This window comes from Thermovibrio ammonificans HB-1 (assembly GCF_000185805.1).
GTDB classification, from domain to species: domain Bacteria; phylum Aquificota; class Aquificia; order Desulfurobacteriales; family Desulfurobacteriaceae; genus Thermovibrio; species Thermovibrio ammonificans.
Genome location: NC_014926.1, coordinates 288,808 through 304,659, shown reverse-complemented (window position 1 = coordinate 304,659; position 15,852 = coordinate 288,808). Strand labels below are relative to the sequence as shown.

Genomic DNA, 15,852 nt, shown 5'->3' with positions numbered 1-15,852 from the left:
ACTCCTAAAGAACGTACTTGGTAAGGTCTTCGTCTTGAATTATGTCGGAGAGCTTCTCCCTCACAAAATCCCTATCTACTACAACTTTCTGCCCCTTCATCTCCGGAGCCATAAAGGAGACCTCTTCAAGGAGCTTCTCCATAACCGTGTGGAGCCTCCTGGCACCTATGTTCTCGGCCCTCTCGTTTGCCTCCTCGGCTATGCGGGCAATCTCCTCTATGCCGTCCGGGGTAAACTCAAGCTCCACCCCTTCGGTTTCAAGCAAGGCTTTATACTGCTTTGTAAGGGCGTTTTTGGGCTCTGTGAGGATTCTCACAAAATCTTCCTTTGTAAGGGGTTTAAGCTCTACCCTTATGGGGAAGCGGCCCTGAAGCTCGGGAAGGAGGTCCGACGGCTTTGCAACGTGAAAAGCTCCGGCGGCTATAAAGAGCATGTGGTCGGTTCTCACAAGGCCGTACTTGGTAGAAACTTTAGAGCCTTCAACTATAGGAAGAAGGTCCCTCTGGACTCCCTCCCTTGAGACATCGGGGCCCCGCGCCCCTTCACGGGAGGCCACCTTATCTATTTCGTCTATGAAGATGATTCCCTGATTTTCGGCCCTGTCTATAGCCTCCCTGATAACCTCATCCATATCTATGAGCTTGGAGGCCTCTTCCTGGGTGAGGTAGCGAATGGCTTCCTTAACCTTCATCTTTCGGAGCTTCTTGGGCTTGGGCAGTATGGAAGAGAGAACATCTTGAAGGTTCGAGATGTCCCCTCCTAAGCCCACAACGTTTATACCGGGAGTAGTCTCTACAGTAACGGGAATCTCAACAATCTCGTCGTCGAGCTTCCCCTCCTTTAGAAGCTTCTTAATCCTGTTCCTCTCGTCCTTAAGCCTTGAAAGCTCGGCCTCGTAGTCGTGGTCCTTCTGCCTTGCCGGAGAGGGGAAGAAGATGTCGAAAAGGTTCTGAACCGACTGCTGCTGAGGGTGTTTGGGTTCGGGAACCATATACTCGGCAAGGCGCTCATAGGCAAGCTCTCTGGCCCGCTCCTCCACTTGGGCCATCTTCTCTTCCTTCACCATATTAACGGCTATCTCTACAAGGTCGCGGATTATAGACTCAACGTCTCGGCCTACGTAGCCGACCTCGGTAAACTTCGTAGCCTCAACCTTTATGAAGGGAGCCTTAACGAGCTTCGCCAGCCTGCGGGCTATCTCCGTTTTCCCCACACCCGTGGGCCCTATCATAATGATGTTCTTCGGGACAACCTCGTCCCTCATCTCCTCGGGGAGCCTCTGACGGCGCCACCTGTTCCTGAGGGCTATTGCAACGGCCTTCTTGGCCTCCCTCTGGCCGACAACGTACTTATCGAGCTCCTCAACTATCCGGCGGGGGGTGAGGAACTCCTCGGTAGAGCCGGACTCCCTGCGAGGCTCTTCGCCCCCAAAGAGGCGTTTCAACATACTTCCTCCTTAAAGCTCTTCAACAACGATATTCGTGTTGGTATAAATACAGATGTTACCTGCAATCTCCAGGGCCTTGCGGGCAATTTCGGCGGCGGGAAGCTCGGTATTCTGATAGAGAGCGGTAGCCGCAGCCTGAGCGTAAGGGCCCCCTGAACCAACGGCCATAACCGGGATATCGGGCTCTATAACGTCGCCGTTCCCGGAAATAAGGAGGATTCTGCTCTTATCGGCAACAAGTAGCATAGCCTCCAAACGCCTGAGAATCCTATCGGTTCTCCAATCCTTCGCAAGCTCAACGGCCGACTTCAAAAGGTTACCGCCGTAAGTCTGCAGCTTATCCTCAAACCTTTCAAGCAAGGAAAAGGCGTCGGCAACAGAACCTGCAAAGCCGGCAAGAACGCGCCCTCCGTAAAGCTTCCTTACCTTCCTTGCGCCGTTCTTAAAAACGGTATTGCCGAGGGTAACCTGGCCGTCTCCGGCCATGGCCACCTTGCCGTCTCTCAAAACGGCACAGATGGTAGTTCCATGAAAATCCATTACTCCTCCACAACCATTTGGCGCCTGCGGAGCCTTGCACCTACCGCCTGACCGAGAATGGCAACAACGATGAGAAGGGGAGCAAACTTCCAAGGAACGCCAAGACCAATCCTTAAAGCTATTATAAACGGAATCGGCAGGTGAACGTAGAGAAACCACTGAGGAGAGAACTTCCTCACACCCTCTCTGAGCCAGCCGAAGGGCAGGTTCATCAGGAAAGTAACGGCAATCACAAAGAGAACAACGTCCATGGCGAACCTCCTGGAGGGGGGTCTTCGGCTCAATAATTTAGTGACTACTAACTCCTATTGCAAAGGAGTTGCAGGGAGGCTCGAACTTTACCAAGACATCACTATAAACTTGCAGCAGATAGAATATTCTCCTAAATTCTAAAAGCAGAACTAACTTCATAGGGGGATAAAATGCCTCTAATGTTATCTACAGACAGAATCAAAATTCGCAACATTATTGAAAAGGCTTTCAAGAGTGAAATTTTAATTCCCGAATTCCAAAGAGACTTTATATGGAAAGCAGAAGATATAAAAGAGCTTTTAACATCAATACTTGGAGGTTATTTTATAGGAACTATCCTTTTTCATCAAAATACTAAAGGGAAAATTGACTTCCAAGTAAAACCTCTACCAGCATTAAAAAACCAAAATGTAAAGTCCCCTGATGAGAACACTATAGTAAACGTTGTCTTAGATGGTCAACAAAGACTTAATTCTATCCTTTACTCTATTACACCTACAGACCAAGTTTTACAAGGTAGCAAAAATCCCCATAGATTCTACCTATATATTCCCCAATTAATAAAAGGAGAACTTCAAGATTCTATAGTGTATGCTACCGAAAGTGAAACTAATCGGGAATACAGAAAAATACTACAAAAAGAATATTTTCATTTGAAAGAAAAATTTGAGAGTCTCAAAAAAGAAACTAATTCAGAACTTAAATTTCAAGAGTTCTTAAAAAACATCAACGGTAGTATTGAATATATCAATTTATCAAAACTTATCAGTAATGGCAGAATTGACGACACAATTATCGATGAAATTTACGATAACTTAAGAGAAATTCTTGAACAAGAAAAAGCTCAAAAGGTAAGAAGCGCTCTTAGAAGATTTTTTGAATTTGAAGTATTTTATATCACTGTTCCTCAAGATGTTAAACTTGAAGATGTAGTAGAAATTTTTGAGCGGATCAATAGAACCAGCTATAAACTTTCCACCACAGACTTGCTTTTTGCTAAACTTCGAAAAGAAGGTCTGAAAAAACAAGATGTAGAGATTGTAATAGAAGAAATAAAGGATAAGTTCTCATACTTTAAAGATCTTAAAGAGCTTAACAGCTCACTAATACTAAAAGTTCTAGCTCTTCTTCTAAACAAAGAACCTAAACCCAAACAGCTAATTACAATTTCAGCTAAAGACTTCAAAAGCTATAAAGAAACTTTAGAAATAGGCTTAGAGAAAAGCTTAGACTTTCTCCAAAACGAGTTAGGAACAGTTAGCAAAAACCTCCCTTACACTTCAATGTTGGTTCCATTAGTTGCCATGTTTGCTTTTCTTACACACATAAAGCAACAAACCTCCGATAAAGAAAAGCAACAGCAACTATTAGGCAATTTTAATTTTCTTACACACATGAAGCAACAAACCTTTACTGATATTAAGAAGTGGCTATTAAGTAATGAAGATATACTTACAAAATACATAAAACAGTGGTACTTCCTAAACGTATTCTCAGAACGCTATGACGAAGGAGCTGCCACAAAATCCTACCAAGACTTTAAAAATTTTCTACGCTTTATAAATGAACTGCTTTCAAAAGGTAGAGATGTAGAAGAGAAAATACAGCACTTCATTGGTATAGAGTCTATCAATCTTTCAGAACTTCTTAAACCAAAAGCCAAAAGTTCTGCACTTCTCAAGGGCTTTATAGCTCTTTTACTCTTAAACAAAGTAAAAGACTTTGCATCCGGAAATACCTTAACTCTATTTAAGGCTACAGACGAACATATATTCCCCAAAAAGTTTTTTAGCAATAAGAAAAGAGCAGATATAGTTCTTAATAGAACATTATCTAGTTCAGAGACTAATAAAATTTTAAAAGGAGCCCAGAAACCTTCAGAATTTCTTAAAAAACTAAAAAGTAATGGAAGAAATACTAAAGAGTTAAACAGAATTTTAAAAAGTCACTTCATAAACGAAGCTGCTATTAAAGCATTAGAGGAAGATGACTTTGAAAATTTCATAGCTGCACGATTAAAAGCAGTTAAGAAATTTTTAATAAACAAAGGGCTCATTCCCAAAGATTTAATTAAAACATAGCTAGTGCCGCTAGATTTAACATTGTCTTTAAATTTTGATTATCTCATAATTTGGAATCTTAGGCAACCACCTAACTCTAAGTTTCAAAAGCTCCAAAACTATCCCAAGTAAGATAGATTAATCAGAATTTAAACTTGAATATCTAAAGGAGGCTCAACCAATGGTGCCCGGGGCGGGAATCGAACCCGCACGGCCTTGCGGCCCCGGGATTTTAAGTCCCGTGCGTCTGCCAGTTCCGCCACCCGGGCTCTATTGTTTTTGTTTTTTCGGCGGGAAAAATAAAAATGGTGCCGAGGGGCGGAATCGAACCGCCGACACGAGGATTTTCAGTCCTCTGCTCTACCAACTGAGCTACCTCGGCAACCGCACCACAAAATATAGATTTCTCCCCCCGTTGTGTCAAGTTATCTGGCAGTAGTTCGGGAAGTTTATCTGAGCAGTAGTAACGTTAAGGAAACCAAGCTCTATACAGGGTTTATTCGCTCCGTGAAAGTCGGAGCCGGCGGTCGTGAAGAGGCCTAACTCCTTAGCCATACAGTTAAGGGCCGCAACGTCTTTCGGAGTGTGACGGTAGTGGTAAACTTCTACCCCTTTAAGGCCGGCCTCTTTGGCCTCCTTGAGGAAGCAGTAGAGCTGAGAGTGGCTAAGGCCGGTGGTAACCGGGTGGGCGATAACCGGCAGGCCTCCGGCTTCGGTGATGAGTTCTAAAACAGTTCTGTAGTCCATTTTCTCCCGCTTAACCCCCAAGGAGGAGAGGAAGTCTATGGCCTGTTCCCTGTTAGTGAAAAAACCTGCATCTATGAGAACCCTCGCAATGTTGGGCTTTCCGAAGTTCTCCCCGAAGCGTTTCACCATTTGGGCGTAGGTTACGGGAAATCCCCTCTCTTCAAGCCTTGCAAGGAGCTCCTTGTTTCGCTTTATTCGGGACTCTTTAAAAAAGGCGGTAAGGTGTCTGATGGGCTCTGAGTCGGGGTCAAAGTAGTAGCCGAGGATGTGAAGCTCCCTCTTCCCGGGGCCGAGGAAGGAGGTATCGGCGGTTACCTCTATGCCGGGGATAACGTTTACCCCAAGCTCTCTGCCCCTTAAACGGGCCTGAGGAAGGCCGTCTACCGTGTCGTGGTCTGTGAGGGAGAAGAGGGTTATTCCCTTCAGATGGGCAAGCTCAACAAGTTCCGACGGAGTGAAGGTTCCATCGGAGGCGGTTGAGTGGCTGTGAAGGTCTACTTTCTCGCCACGAACGCGCACCACTCCCCCTCTTTGGCCTCTTCAACAACTCTGAGGCCGAGCTTCTCAAGGGTTTTAACAAACTGGTCTCTTTGCGAGGTGAGAATCCCGGAAAGAATAAGGGTGCCTTTGAACTTTTCGGCAAGGAGCGGAAGCAGGGGTTCAAGGTGGTGTTTCTCTATGTTCGCAACTACAAGGTCGAACTTGCCGTTTACGGCGTTAACGCTGCCTTCAACAAAGGTAAACTCAATGCCGTTGAGCCTCTGGTTTTCCTCTATCTCCTCTTGGAGGTTGGGCTGGATGTCGCACCCAACAACTTCAGAGGCCCCGAGTTTTGCCGCAAGTATCGAGAGTATTCCGCTGCCGCAGCCGACATCGAGGAAGGAGTCTCCCTCTTTAAGGAGCTTCTTTATAAACCTCATAGCGAGCTTTGTAGTTTCGTGAGTTCCCGTCCCGAACCCCCTGCCGGGACGGATGTAGATAACGAGCGAACCTTCGGGCTCTTTAAACTCCCCCTTCATCCAGGAGGGAACAACCCAGATGCCGCTGCCCACGTTTACAGGGGCGTAGTGTTTCTTCCACTCGCTGTTCCAGTCTCTCTCCTCCAGGGGGGAAACGCTTTTAAGGTAGGGCTTCAGCCTTTCGGGAAGGGAGCCCTCTTTAAAGTAGGCTTTAAAGGTTACGGTTTCTCCTTCGGAAACTACCTCTACTCCGAGGGCACCGGCCTCAAAGAGTTCAGAAGTTGCAAGGTCGTATTCGGAGGCCGGAACTTCAAGTTCGTAAACTCTGTAATCCACGGTAAACCCTCTCTACTCTGGGACTAATTCTACACATTAGTTCGTAGGGGATGGTACCTGCAAGGCGGGCCAGTTCTTCAAAGGGAAGCTCAAGGCCGGTTACGGTTGCAACACCCCCCTTGCCGGCAACAACGCCCTCAAGGGAGATAACGGTCATATCCATACAGACCCGCCCCCTAATCGGGCAGCGCCTGCCGTTTACGATGAAGCTTCCCCTGCCCGACAGGCTCCTCGGAAGGCCGTCGGCGTAGCCGAAGCTTACAACCCCCACCCTCTCCTTCCCGGAGGTGGTGTAGGTTCTCCCGTAGGAGACGGAGTGGCCGGGGGGAAGCTCTTTTACCGAGATTATCCGGGCCTTAACCTCCATTACCTGCTTTAAGGAGGCCGGGTAGCCGCCAAAGGGTTTTGAGCCATAAAGCGCAAGGCCCACCCTTGAGTGGGTAAAGAGGCCGTTCAGACCAAGGGGCAGGGCGGCGCTGTTATCGCAGTGGACCCACAGTTTCGGGAAAGCCCCTTTTAAGGCCTTTACAAACTCCCCGAAGAGCTTCGCCTGACCGGCGGTAAACTCCGGGTCTTCGTCGGCGGAGGGGAAGTGGGTCATAACCCCGGCGAGTTTGGCTCCACGAAGGGAGCAGAGGAGCTCCTGCCACTGGGAGGGGAGGAAACCGAGCCTTCCCATTCCGGTGTCGAGCTTCACGTGAAACGGAACTTCAAGCTCCTTTGCCCTTTCCAGCTCCCAGAAGTCGTAAACAACGGGCATCAGGCGAAACTCCCTGGCCCTGCCGAGCTCTTCCTCTAAGGTAGAGGACATAACGATAATCGGCCTCTGTATGCCTGCCTCACGCAGTTGAACCCCTTCTGCATAGGTGGCAACCGCAAAGGCGGAAACGGCCGTCTGCTCCTGGAGGAACCGGGCAACGGCTACGCTCCCGTGGCCGTAGGCGTTGGCCTTTACAACGGCTATCAGTTTCTTGGGGCCGGAAAGTTTTTCAACCTGCCTGTAGTTGTAAAGCAGCCTGTCGAGGTGAACTTCCGCCCACCTAAGCATCTTCCTCTTTCTCCACCAGCAGCTTGTTCCCCTTAAGGCCCACAACCCTAACGCGGTCGCCGTACTTGAGCTCCCTCTCGCAGTAGGCGTTCCAAACCTCTTCGCCGCCGGCACCTAAGGGGAACCTGACAAGGTAGGTAAATTCGTCTACGCGGGATATTACCACGCCTTGCTGGGTGCGAAGCTCCTCGAGCAGGTTCTCCTTTCCCTTAAGACGCTTCAGGTAGATAAAAGAGAGGGTGTAGCCTGCAGAGGCAACGCCGAAAAAGAGGGCAAGGGCCGCCCATCGGGACAGGTGAAAGAGGAGGGCAAAACCGAGTGCTATAAAGGCAAAGCCTATCGGGAAAACAACGAAGCTCCACAGGAAGAACTCCACAACGAGCAGGAGGAAGCCCACCGTAACAAGCAGGAATGGCAGGATATCAGCCGTTACCACCTTTCTCTCCGAGGAGCTTGAAGAGGGACTCTACAGAAGGGGGAAGAACCACAAACTTCGCGTTCTGAGAGGCGGCAAGCCTTTCTATACCTTTAACGAGGTCTCCGCCGATTAGGAGCTTAGCCGCAAGCTCCGGGCTCGAGGTGGCCTCCACAACGCTTCTGAGGGCGTTCGCCTGGGCCTTTCCTATACGTTCTATGGCCTCCGCCTCCTGCCACTTGGCAAGTTTATACCCTTCCGCCTCGAGCACTTGGGCCCGCTTTTTACCTTCGGCCTCTGTAATCATGGCCCTCTTCTTCCTGTCTGCCTCTATGAGCATACTCATCGCCTGAACGATGTTTGAAGGGGGCTCAATCTCTTTAACTTCAACCCTGTTAATCAGTATTCCCCAGCTGGAAGCGGCACCCTGAAGAACCTCTTTAATCCTGGCGTTTATCTTCTCGCGGGAGGAGAGAATCTCGTCAAGTTCCATCCCTCCTATGATGTCCCGCAGGTTGGTCTGGATAGTTTGAACAATTGCGTATTCAAGGTTCTCTATGTTGTAAACGGCGTCTTCGGGCTTAACCACGGTGTAGTAGCAGACGGCGTCTATCCGCACAACAACGTTGTCCTTGGTGATAACCTCCTGCTTCGGGATATCGAGAACCTGTTCCTTCAAGCTCACCTTCGCCCTTACAACGTCCAGGAACGGAACTATGAAGTGGAGGCCGGCGTAGAGGGTCCTGTGGTACTTGCCCAGCCTCTCCACTATCCAGGCCTGTTTCTGAGGGACGATTTTCACAGAGGCAACGGCCAGTATGAGGGCACCGAAGCCGGAGAAAACTATTAGAGGAAAGAGCGATTCCATTGTTATCCCCCAACCGAACTTAGGTTATTTTACGACAGAAAAAGGCGTTCCTGTAAAATTTGCTCCACAACAGCTTACGGAGGAGAAGATGCGCCCTGCAAGAGCCCTGATTTCCGTTTCGGATAAGACCAACATAGTGGAGTTTGCCAAAGAGCTCAGCAGGCTCGGAATCGAAATCATCTCCACGGGAGGAACGGCGAAGCTCCTGAAGGGGGCCGGCATTCCGGTGAGGGAGATATCGGAGCTGACGGGATTCCCCGAAATTATGGAGGGAAGGGTCAAAACGCTCCACCCGAAGGTCCACGGAGGCATCCTTGCTCGCCGCGACAAAGACGAGCACCTTCGGGCCATGAAGGAGCTGGAGATAGAGCCCATAGACCTGCTGGTTATTAACCTCTACCCGTTTAAGGAAACCGTTGCAAAGGGTGCAGACCTTGAAGAGATAATCGAGAACATAGACATCGGCGGCCCGACCATGGTTAGAGCCGCCGCAAAGAACTACAAGTTCGTTGCAATAGTGACAGACCCGGCCGACTACGACAGAGTTCTGAAGGAGCTGAAGGAGACCGGTGAAATATCTTTAAAAACGCGCTTTTACCTTGCAAGGAAAGCCTTTAACCTTACGGCCCACTACGACGCCCTCATAGCAGACTACCTCTACTCGATAGATGAAGAGGGTAAACCACTGGCGTGCAGGGAGCTCCGCTCCCCCCTAACGGTAACCTTTGAGAAGGTTCAAGACCTCCGCTACGGCGAGAACCCCCACCAGAGGGGGGCCTTCTACAGGGAGGTCTTCGTAAAGGAGCCCTGCGTAACCAGGGCGAGGAAGCTCCACGGGGAGAAGGAGCTTTCCTTTAACAACATCTACGACCTCGACGGAGCGCTGAACCTCGTTCTCGAGTTTGAGCCCGAAACCGAAGGGGTGGCGTGTGCAATCATAAAACACGCAAACCCCTGCGGCGTTGCCCTGGGTAAAACGCCCCAGGAAGCCTACGAGAAGGCCCTGAAAGTGGACCCAATCTCGGCCTTTGGCGGCATTATCGCCTTTAACGCAAAAGTTACGAAAGAGGCGGCAGAGCTTATAACCGAAAGGTTCTACGAGTGCATCATCGCCCCCGAATACGACGAGGAAGCCCTGGAAGTTCTAAAGAGGAAGAAGAACCTCAGGGTTCTAACAACCGACGGGCTTACAGGGATTGAGAAGAGGGGAGCAGATTCGCCCTTCGACTACAGGCGGGTTGTCGGCGGACTGCTCGTTCAAGATAGAGACCTCGTAACCGTAGACCCCGAAAAGCTCAAAGTGGTTACAGACAGGGAGCCCACCGAGAAGGAGTGGAAGGACCTCCTGTTTGCCTTTAAGGTGGTTAAGTGGGTTAAATCCAACTCAGTTGTTTACGCAAAAGACGGCGTTGCCGTTGCCATCGGCGTAGGCCAAACCTCCCGGGTAGACTCCGCCAGGTGCGCAGCCGAGAAGGCCCAAATGGTAGGCATAGACCTCAACGGCTCGGTTCTGGCTTCGGAAGCCTTCTTCCCCTTCAGAGACAGCGTAGACGAGGCGGCAAAGGTGGGCGTAACGGCAATCATCCAGCCGGGAGGTTCGATAAGGGACAAAGAGGTTATAGAGGCGGCCAACGAACACGGTATGGCAATGGTGTTCACGGGCATTCGCCACTTCAGACATTAAATAAGGGGGCGCAAGCCCCCTTTAACTTTATTAATCGGGCAGTTTATCCTCCCCGGATACTTTCAGCTCGAGTTCTTTTACGCCTATGGGAACAACCTTCCTTATGGACTCAAGGAGGGCTCTGTTCTCTAAAACTCTTGCGGCGGTTGGGCTCTTGGTGAACTTGTAGTGTTTCATGAGCAGCGAGGTGAGAACGTCGATGTCCTGCCTGTTCAGCCTTCTTACTTCTACGTAGTCTCTGTTTATCTTCTCTTCGATTTCCGGGTCGAGAACGAAGGCCGTTCCGCCGGTCATTCCCGCCCCGAGGTTCTTACCGACGCTGCCCAGAATTACAACGATACCCCTTACCATGTACTCGCAGGCGTGCTGACCTGCCCCTTCAACAACTGCAACGGCTCCGCTGTTTCTAACGGCGAACCTCTCGCCTACAACGCCGGAGGCAAAGAGGGCACCGCCGGTGGCTCCGTAGAGTATGGTGTTACCGGCTATTACGTTCTCGGTGGGGTTGCCCCTAAACTCCTCGGGGAAGTGTAAAACTACTATCCCGCCGCCGAGCCCTTTGGCAACGTAGTCGTTGGCCTCGCCGACAACTTCCAGGAGAACCCCCGAAGGGAGGAAGGCACCGAAGCTCTGACCGGCAACACCTTTGAATCTTAAGTGAACAAGGTTTGTGGGAAGCCCTTCGTTTCCGAAGAGCTTAACTATGTGGTAGGCAAGGGAAACTCCTACGCTCCTGTCGGTGTTCTTTATGGGGTATTCCTTAAAGACCCGCTCTCCCTTTTTAAGGTGGGGAAGAACGTCTTTGACTATCTGTTCGTTGAGTTTGGAAACTACAGGGTTGTAGGGAAGCTCTTTCCTCTTCAGCCTGTAAGCGGGAACGCCGGTGATGAAGGAGAGGTTGAGCTTCCTCGCAAGGGGATAGCGCTCTTTCAGCTCGGTATTTTCCGCCAGGAGGTCTGTTCTGCCTATGATTTCGTCGAGGCTCCTGTAGCCCATTTGGGCAAGTATGCGGCGGATATCCTCGGCAACCAGCTTAAAGTAGTTGACAACGGTTTCAACGGCTCCCCTGAACTTCTTTATGCGTTTTTCGTCTTGAGTGGCTATGCCCACCGGACAGCGGTTCGTATGGCAGTCGCGGTCCATAACGCAGCCTTCGGCAATCATGGCGGCGGTGCCGAAACCAAACTCTTCGGCCCCTAAAAGGGCTGCAATAACAACGTCTCTGCCGATTTTGAAGCCGCCGTCTACCCTGAGGCCTACAGACTCTCTGAGCTCATTCTGGATAAGCTCTTTCTGGGTTTCCGCAAGGCCCACCTCCCAGGGCAGACCCGCCCCCTTAATGGAGGAGAGGGGAGAGGCTCCGGTTCCGCCGGAAGCTCCGCTCACCTGAACGATGTCGGCCTTGGCCTTTGCAACTCCGCAGGCAACGGTTCCAACGCCCACCTCCGAAACGAGCTTCACAGCTATTCTCGCCTCGGGGTTTGCAAGTTTCAGGTCGTATATGAGCTGGGCAAGGTCTTCAATGGAGTAGATGTCGTGGTGGGGAGGCGGCGATATAAGGGCAACACCGGGAACGGAGTACCTGAGGGAGGCTATGTAAGGGGTAACTTTGTGGCCCGGCAGGTGACCGCCCTCGCCGGGCTTTGCACCTTGAGCAATTTTTATCTCTATCTCCTCTGCGGAGGCAAGGTAGGCGGGCGTAACGCCGAACCTACCGGAAGCAACCTGTTTTATTTTGCTGTTCTTTATGGTTCCGTAGCGGGCAGGGTCTTCTCCTCCTTCGCCGCTACAGCTTTTTGAGCCGAGAATATTCATAGCCTCGGCTATTACCTCGTGGGCAACTTTCGAGAGAGCCCCGATAGACATCCCGGGAACCATAAGCCTTTTCACTATCGACTCTACAGGTTCAACTTGGTCTATGGGAATGGGCTCCCTGTCGCTCTTAATTTCAAGGAGGTCTCTGAGGTATGTGGGCCTCTTGAGGACTTCCTCTACAACTTTTCTGAACTCTTCGTAGCTACCGCTCTTTGCGGCCTTGAATATGCCGGCAACCACTTTGGGGCTCCAGGAGTGGTGGATGCCGCCGGGGCGGAACTTCAGCTCACCGCTGGGAGAGGGCTCGTGAAGCTCTTTGGAGAGCTTCACCCTCTCCCTTACGGTCTGTTCTATCTCCTCAAGGCCTATGCCGTCAACGGGGGAGGCCGTATGGGGGAAGAACTCCTCAACAACTTCCCTGCCTATTCCGAGAATGTCAAACAGGTGGGAACGGTGGTAGGAGGAGATAACCGAAATCCCCATTTTGGACATAATCTTCAAGAGGCCGGCGTTTACGGCCTCCTTGTAGTTGGCCTCGAGCTCTGAGTAGGGCTTGTTCAGCTCCACCTCTTTAGATTTCAGGTACTCGAAAACAAGGTAGGGGTGAACGGCCGAAGCTCCGAAGGCCACAAGGGCGGCCGTCTGATGGGTATCGCGGACTTCCCCGGTTTCAACAACCAGCGAAACCCTGTGGAGGAGCTTCTCCCTCTCCAGAAAGGCACACAGGCCCGAAGTTGCAAGGAGCGATGGGATTGGAAGCTCAACGTCTCTGTCGGAAAGGATTATTATCTCTACGTTCTCCTCGAGGATGGCCCTCTTAACCGACTCAAAGAGCCTCTTGAGCCCTTCCCTGAGGGTCTCGTCCTCGCGGAACTCAAGCTTAAACTCCTTAACGTTGAGGAACTCGGTTCCCTTTATCTCCTCAAACTCCGAAGGGGTAAGGAGGGGGGAGTCAACCTCTATCCTCCGCCTCAGCTTCCCAGAGAGCTCCAGGAAGTTAACCTTAGCCCCGAGACGGAGCTTCAAGCTCATAACCGCCTTCTCCCTAATCGGGTCTATCGGCGGGTTCGTAACCTGGGCAAACCTCTGCTTAAAGTGGCGGAAGAGCAGGTAGGGCCTATCGAGGAGGTTGGGTATGGGGGTATCGTCCCCCATAGAGAAGACGGGCTCCTTGCCCATCTCCGCCATATACTCCACAACCTCTTCAAGGTCTTCGGTAGAGTAGCAGAACTTCACAAGCTCTCTGCCGAGCCCTTCCCTTACCCGGGGCTCTACCTTCTTTTTACCCTTAAGCCTGTAGAGCTTCCTCCTTACCTCGCGCTCAACCCGAAGCTCTGAAGCTATCTCCGACAGAATCTCGTCGTTATCCTTAAACTCTCCGGTCTCAACGTTAACGGTGAATATCTCTCCCGGCATCAACCTGCCGAAGCGCACAACCTCACTCTCGGGAACCTCAACCATTCCCACTTCGGAGCCGAAGATAACGTCTCCTCCCTCGGTAACCACGAAGCGGGCGGGCCTCAGGCCGTTTCTGTCGAGCTTCCCGCCCACAACCGTTCCATCTGTAAAGGCTATAGCGGCAGGGCCGTCCCAGGGCTTCATAAGGAGGGAAGCGTACTCAAAGAAGGCCCTCTCCTCGCCGGTAAGGTGGGTGAGAAGCTCGTAAGCGGGAGGAATCAAAACAGTTATGGCAGTTGCAGGGTCTATCCCCGCAACAACCATCAGCTCGTAAACCCTGTCGAGGGATGCCGAGTCGCTCTCATCAAACTCAACAAGGGGTAGAACCTCCTTTATCCTCTCCCCGAGAGCAGGTGTAGAGAGTATCGGCTCAAGGGCCTTAATGAGGTTTCTGTTTGCGGTAATCGTGTTAATCTCCCCGTTGTGGGCTATGAACCTGAGGGGCTGAGCAAGCCTCCACTCCGGGTTCGTGTTTGTAGAGTAGCGCTGGTGGAATATCGCAAAGGAGGAGGTGAGCTCCTCGCACCGGAGGTCGAGGAAAAACCTCTTAAGGTCAGGGGCAAGGAGCATCCCCTTGTAAACAACGAGCCGACTCGAAAGGGAGACAACGTAGTTTCGTCTGTCTATGCTCTTTAACCCCTTCTCGAGCCTGCGCCTCAGAACGTACTCCTCAACAGGAGTAGAGGCGGGAGCTATCACCTGAACGATTTTCGGCAACGAGCGCCTTGCTATCTCACCGCACTGGGAAGGGTCAATAGGAACGTCCCTTAAAACGGCATCGCCGAGGACGGCCTTAACCTCAGATTCAATAAGCTCAAGGGCTTCATCTACACTGCCGCTCAAGAAAAACGTTCCAACGGCAACCTCTGTCGCCTTAAAGTCGGGGGAGAGCCTCCTGGCCTCTTTAGAGAAGAAGTCGTGTGGCACCTGAAACAGAATACCCGAGCCGTCTCCGGTTCTGCCGTCTGCAAGTGTGGCGCCCCTGTGGGTAAGGTTGGATACCGCCGCAAGGGCCCTATCTATAACCCTGTAAGAGCGCTCCCCTTTAAAGTTTGCTATAAAGCCGACTCCGCAGGAGTCTTTATGAAAGTTTCCCATTGCTCTGCTACCTCTAAAAGAAGTTTATTGAGAATCAATTCTAACAACTAAAGCTTCAAAAGGTACTTGCCCTTAGGGGAATCAACATCCTCAAGCCCTATGTAAACCGTATCCCCAACCCGCTCCTTCCTGTAAGAGGCCGCCGGGTAAAAGAGATACCTGGGTCTTGTAACCTCTACCACCCGCTTGAAGGGAGGTCTCTCCGGCGAATCGGCAAGGACGAGGAAATCGAGCCGCTCTATCCCCGCCCTCTGGAAGGGAACGAGCAGGGCCTCTATATCTTCGGCGAAAACGGCGTTGCCGTGCCGCTTACTCAGCTTTCCCCTCGCCTTTACCCACTGGGCCCTGGTGAACTTCGAGGCCACGGGGTCGTAGTAGCCGCTGATGCCGGAGAAGGTAACACCTTCCTTGGTCCTGAAAACCCGGGAGAGCATATCTATACCGTCGCTCTTTGCAAGGGGGGTAAGGGAATCCTCTTTCCCCCTCACGAAAAACCAAGTTCTGCCGAGCTTCAGAGGCTCCGAAAGCCCAAGGGGACCTATGGCAACAACCAAGTCGGGTGAGGCCACCTCAACGAGCCCTTTAAACCTCTCAACGTTGCCCCTAACGGGACCAACAACGAGAATCTCCATTGCCACCACCTGAACATTAAGGTTGGGCCAGAATTATAGAAAAATCCCTTGACACTCCAGGACTGCTTCCTATATTATTCGGTGGCCACAGTGAGTGCCGGCTTAGCTCAGCTGGCTAGAGCGGGTGACTTGTAATCACCAGGTCGGGGGTTCGACTCCCTCAGCCGGCACCAGAGTGGAGGGGTGGCCGAGTGGTCAAAGGCAGCGGACTGTAAATCCGCCGGCGTAAGCCTACGCAGGTTCGAATCCTGCCCCCTCCACCACTGACGCGGGGTAGAGCAGTCTGGTAGCTCGCCGGGCTCATAACCCGGAGGTCGCGGGTTCAAATCCCGCCCCCGCAACCAATGAGCGGGCGTAGCTCAGCTGGCTAGAGCATCAGCCTTCCAAGCTGAGGGTCGCGGGTTCGAATCCCGTCGCCCGCTCCATCCTCCCATTTATACTCCCTCTAACTATACCCACCCCAACCGAGTAAACTATATCTCCTCTTTAATCA

The 15,852-nt window shown here is 51.3% G+C and carries 12 protein-coding genes and 6 tRNA genes; 6 read left to right on the top strand and 12 right to left on the bottom strand.

The genetic code is table 11. The features are described 5' to 3' along the window. Window positions 1–4: 4 nt before the first annotated feature. The 3 genes from hslU to THEAM_RS01740 are packed head-to-tail and all read right to left on the bottom strand — an operon-like array spanning window position 5 to window position 2,238. On the bottom strand, window positions 5–1,447 hold the full coding sequence (gene hslU / locus THEAM_RS01750) for an ATP-dependent protease ATPase subunit HslU (protein WP_013537096.1): 1,443 nt from the start codon (window positions 1,445–1,447) through the stop codon (window positions 5–7). Window positions 1,448–1,456: 9 nt separating this feature from the next. Next, the gene (gene hslV, locus THEAM_RS01745; RefSeq protein ID WP_013537095.1) at window positions 1,457–1,987 is read right to left on the bottom strand and encodes an ATP-dependent protease subunit HslV; all 531 of its coding nucleotides are present in this window, start codon (window positions 1,985–1,987) and stop codon (window positions 1,457–1,459) included. Beyond that, the gene (locus THEAM_RS01740; RefSeq protein ID WP_013537094.1) at window positions 1,987–2,238 is read right to left on the bottom strand and encodes a hypothetical protein; all 252 of its coding nucleotides are present in this window, start codon (window positions 2,236–2,238) and stop codon (window positions 1,987–1,989) included. The genes hslV and THEAM_RS01740 overlap by 1 nt, the downstream gene beginning before the upstream one ends. A 180-nt stretch (window positions 2,239–2,418) precedes the next feature. Here THEAM_RS01740 and THEAM_RS01735 point away from each other — a divergent pair, with 180 nt between their 5' ends. Beyond that, a complete protein-coding gene (locus THEAM_RS01735; RefSeq protein WP_198005520.1) occupies window positions 2,419–4,320 on the top strand; it encodes a DUF262 domain-containing protein in 1,902 nt (633 codons plus the stop codon). A gap of 161 nt (window positions 4,321–4,481) precedes the next feature. On the opposite strand, the gene THEAM_RS01730 is transcribed toward THEAM_RS01735, so the two are convergent. The 7 genes from THEAM_RS01730 to THEAM_RS01700 all read right to left on the bottom strand — a co-directional run bounded on the left by THEAM_RS01730 (window position 4,482) and on the right by THEAM_RS01700 (window position 8,672). Further along, window positions 4,482–4,568: transfer RNA gene (locus tag THEAM_RS01730), tRNA-Leu, on the bottom strand. A 37-nt stretch (window positions 4,569–4,605) separates the two neighbouring features. After that, window positions 4,606–4,681 (bottom strand) — tRNA-Phe (locus tag THEAM_RS01725). Between the two features lie 38 nt (window positions 4,682–4,719). After that, window positions 4,720–5,568: a PHP domain-containing protein gene (locus THEAM_RS01720; RefSeq protein ID WP_157629603.1), complete on the bottom strand. Its 849-nt coding sequence runs from the start codon at window positions 5,566–5,568 to the stop codon at window positions 4,720–4,722. Beyond that, window positions 5,541–6,341, bottom strand: coding sequence for a 50S ribosomal protein L11 methyltransferase (locus THEAM_RS01715; RefSeq protein WP_013537091.1), 801 nt, complete (start codon window positions 6,339–6,341; stop codon window positions 5,541–5,543). Before THEAM_RS01715 ends, THEAM_RS01720 begins: the two co-directional genes overlap by 28 nt. Continuing rightward, the gene (alr, locus tag THEAM_RS01710) at window positions 6,316–7,389 is read right to left on the bottom strand and encodes an alanine racemase (protein WP_013537090.1); all 1,074 of its coding nucleotides are present in this window, start codon (window positions 7,387–7,389) and stop codon (window positions 6,316–6,318) included. The genes THEAM_RS01715 and alr overlap by 26 nt, the downstream gene beginning before the upstream one ends. Continuing rightward, window positions 7,382–7,825 (bottom strand): NfeD family protein, encoded by a 444-nt coding sequence (locus tag THEAM_RS09370; protein WP_013537089.1) that lies wholly within the window; start codon window positions 7,823–7,825, stop codon window positions 7,382–7,384. The genes alr and THEAM_RS09370 overlap by 8 nt, the downstream gene beginning before the upstream one ends. Beyond that, window positions 7,812–8,672 carry an SPFH domain-containing protein gene (locus THEAM_RS01700; protein ID WP_013537088.1) on the bottom strand — a complete coding sequence of 287 codons (861 nt, stop codon included), beginning with the start codon at window positions 8,670–8,672 and terminating at the stop codon, window positions 7,812–7,814. The genes THEAM_RS09370 and THEAM_RS01700 overlap by 14 nt, the downstream gene beginning before the upstream one ends. An 88-nt stretch (window positions 8,673–8,760) precedes the next feature. On the opposite strand from THEAM_RS01700, the gene purH reads away from it, so the two are divergent. Next, the gene (gene purH / locus THEAM_RS01695; protein ID WP_013537087.1) at window positions 8,761–10,356 is read left to right on the top strand and encodes a bifunctional phosphoribosylaminoimidazolecarboxamide formyltransferase/IMP cyclohydrolase; all 1,596 of its coding nucleotides are present in this window, start codon (window positions 8,761–8,763) and stop codon (window positions 10,354–10,356) included. A 30-nt stretch (window positions 10,357–10,386) separates the two neighbouring features. On the opposite strand, the gene gltB is transcribed toward purH, so the two are convergent. Together gltB and THEAM_RS01685 are read right to left on the bottom strand one after the other, a co-directional pair. Beyond that, window positions 10,387–14,727, bottom strand: a complete 4,341-nt coding sequence (gltB, locus tag THEAM_RS01690) for a glutamate synthase large subunit (protein WP_013537086.1) — start codon at window positions 14,725–14,727, stop codon at window positions 10,387–10,389. Window positions 14,728–14,774: 47 nt separating this feature from the next. Then, window positions 14,775–15,359, bottom strand: coding sequence for a hypothetical protein (locus THEAM_RS01685; protein ID WP_013537085.1), 585 nt, complete (start codon window positions 15,357–15,359; stop codon window positions 14,775–14,777). A gap of 96 nt (window positions 15,360–15,455) precedes the next feature. On the opposite strand from THEAM_RS01685, the gene THEAM_RS01680 reads away from it, so the two are divergent. The 4 genes from THEAM_RS01680 to THEAM_RS01665 all read left to right on the top strand — a co-directional run bounded on the left by THEAM_RS01680 (window position 15,456) and on the right by THEAM_RS01665 (window position 15,784). Continuing rightward, window positions 15,456–15,532, top strand: a tRNA-Thr gene (locus tag THEAM_RS01680). A 4-nt stretch (window positions 15,533–15,536) separates the two neighbouring features. After that, window positions 15,537–15,622, top strand: a tRNA-Tyr gene (locus THEAM_RS01675). A 4-nt stretch (window positions 15,623–15,626) separates the two neighbouring features. Further along, window positions 15,627–15,703, top strand: a tRNA-Met gene (locus tag THEAM_RS01670). 4 nt (window positions 15,704–15,707) lie between these two features. After that, window positions 15,708–15,784: transfer RNA gene (locus THEAM_RS01665), tRNA-Gly, on the top strand. Window positions 15,785–15,852: the final 68 nt, after the last annotated feature.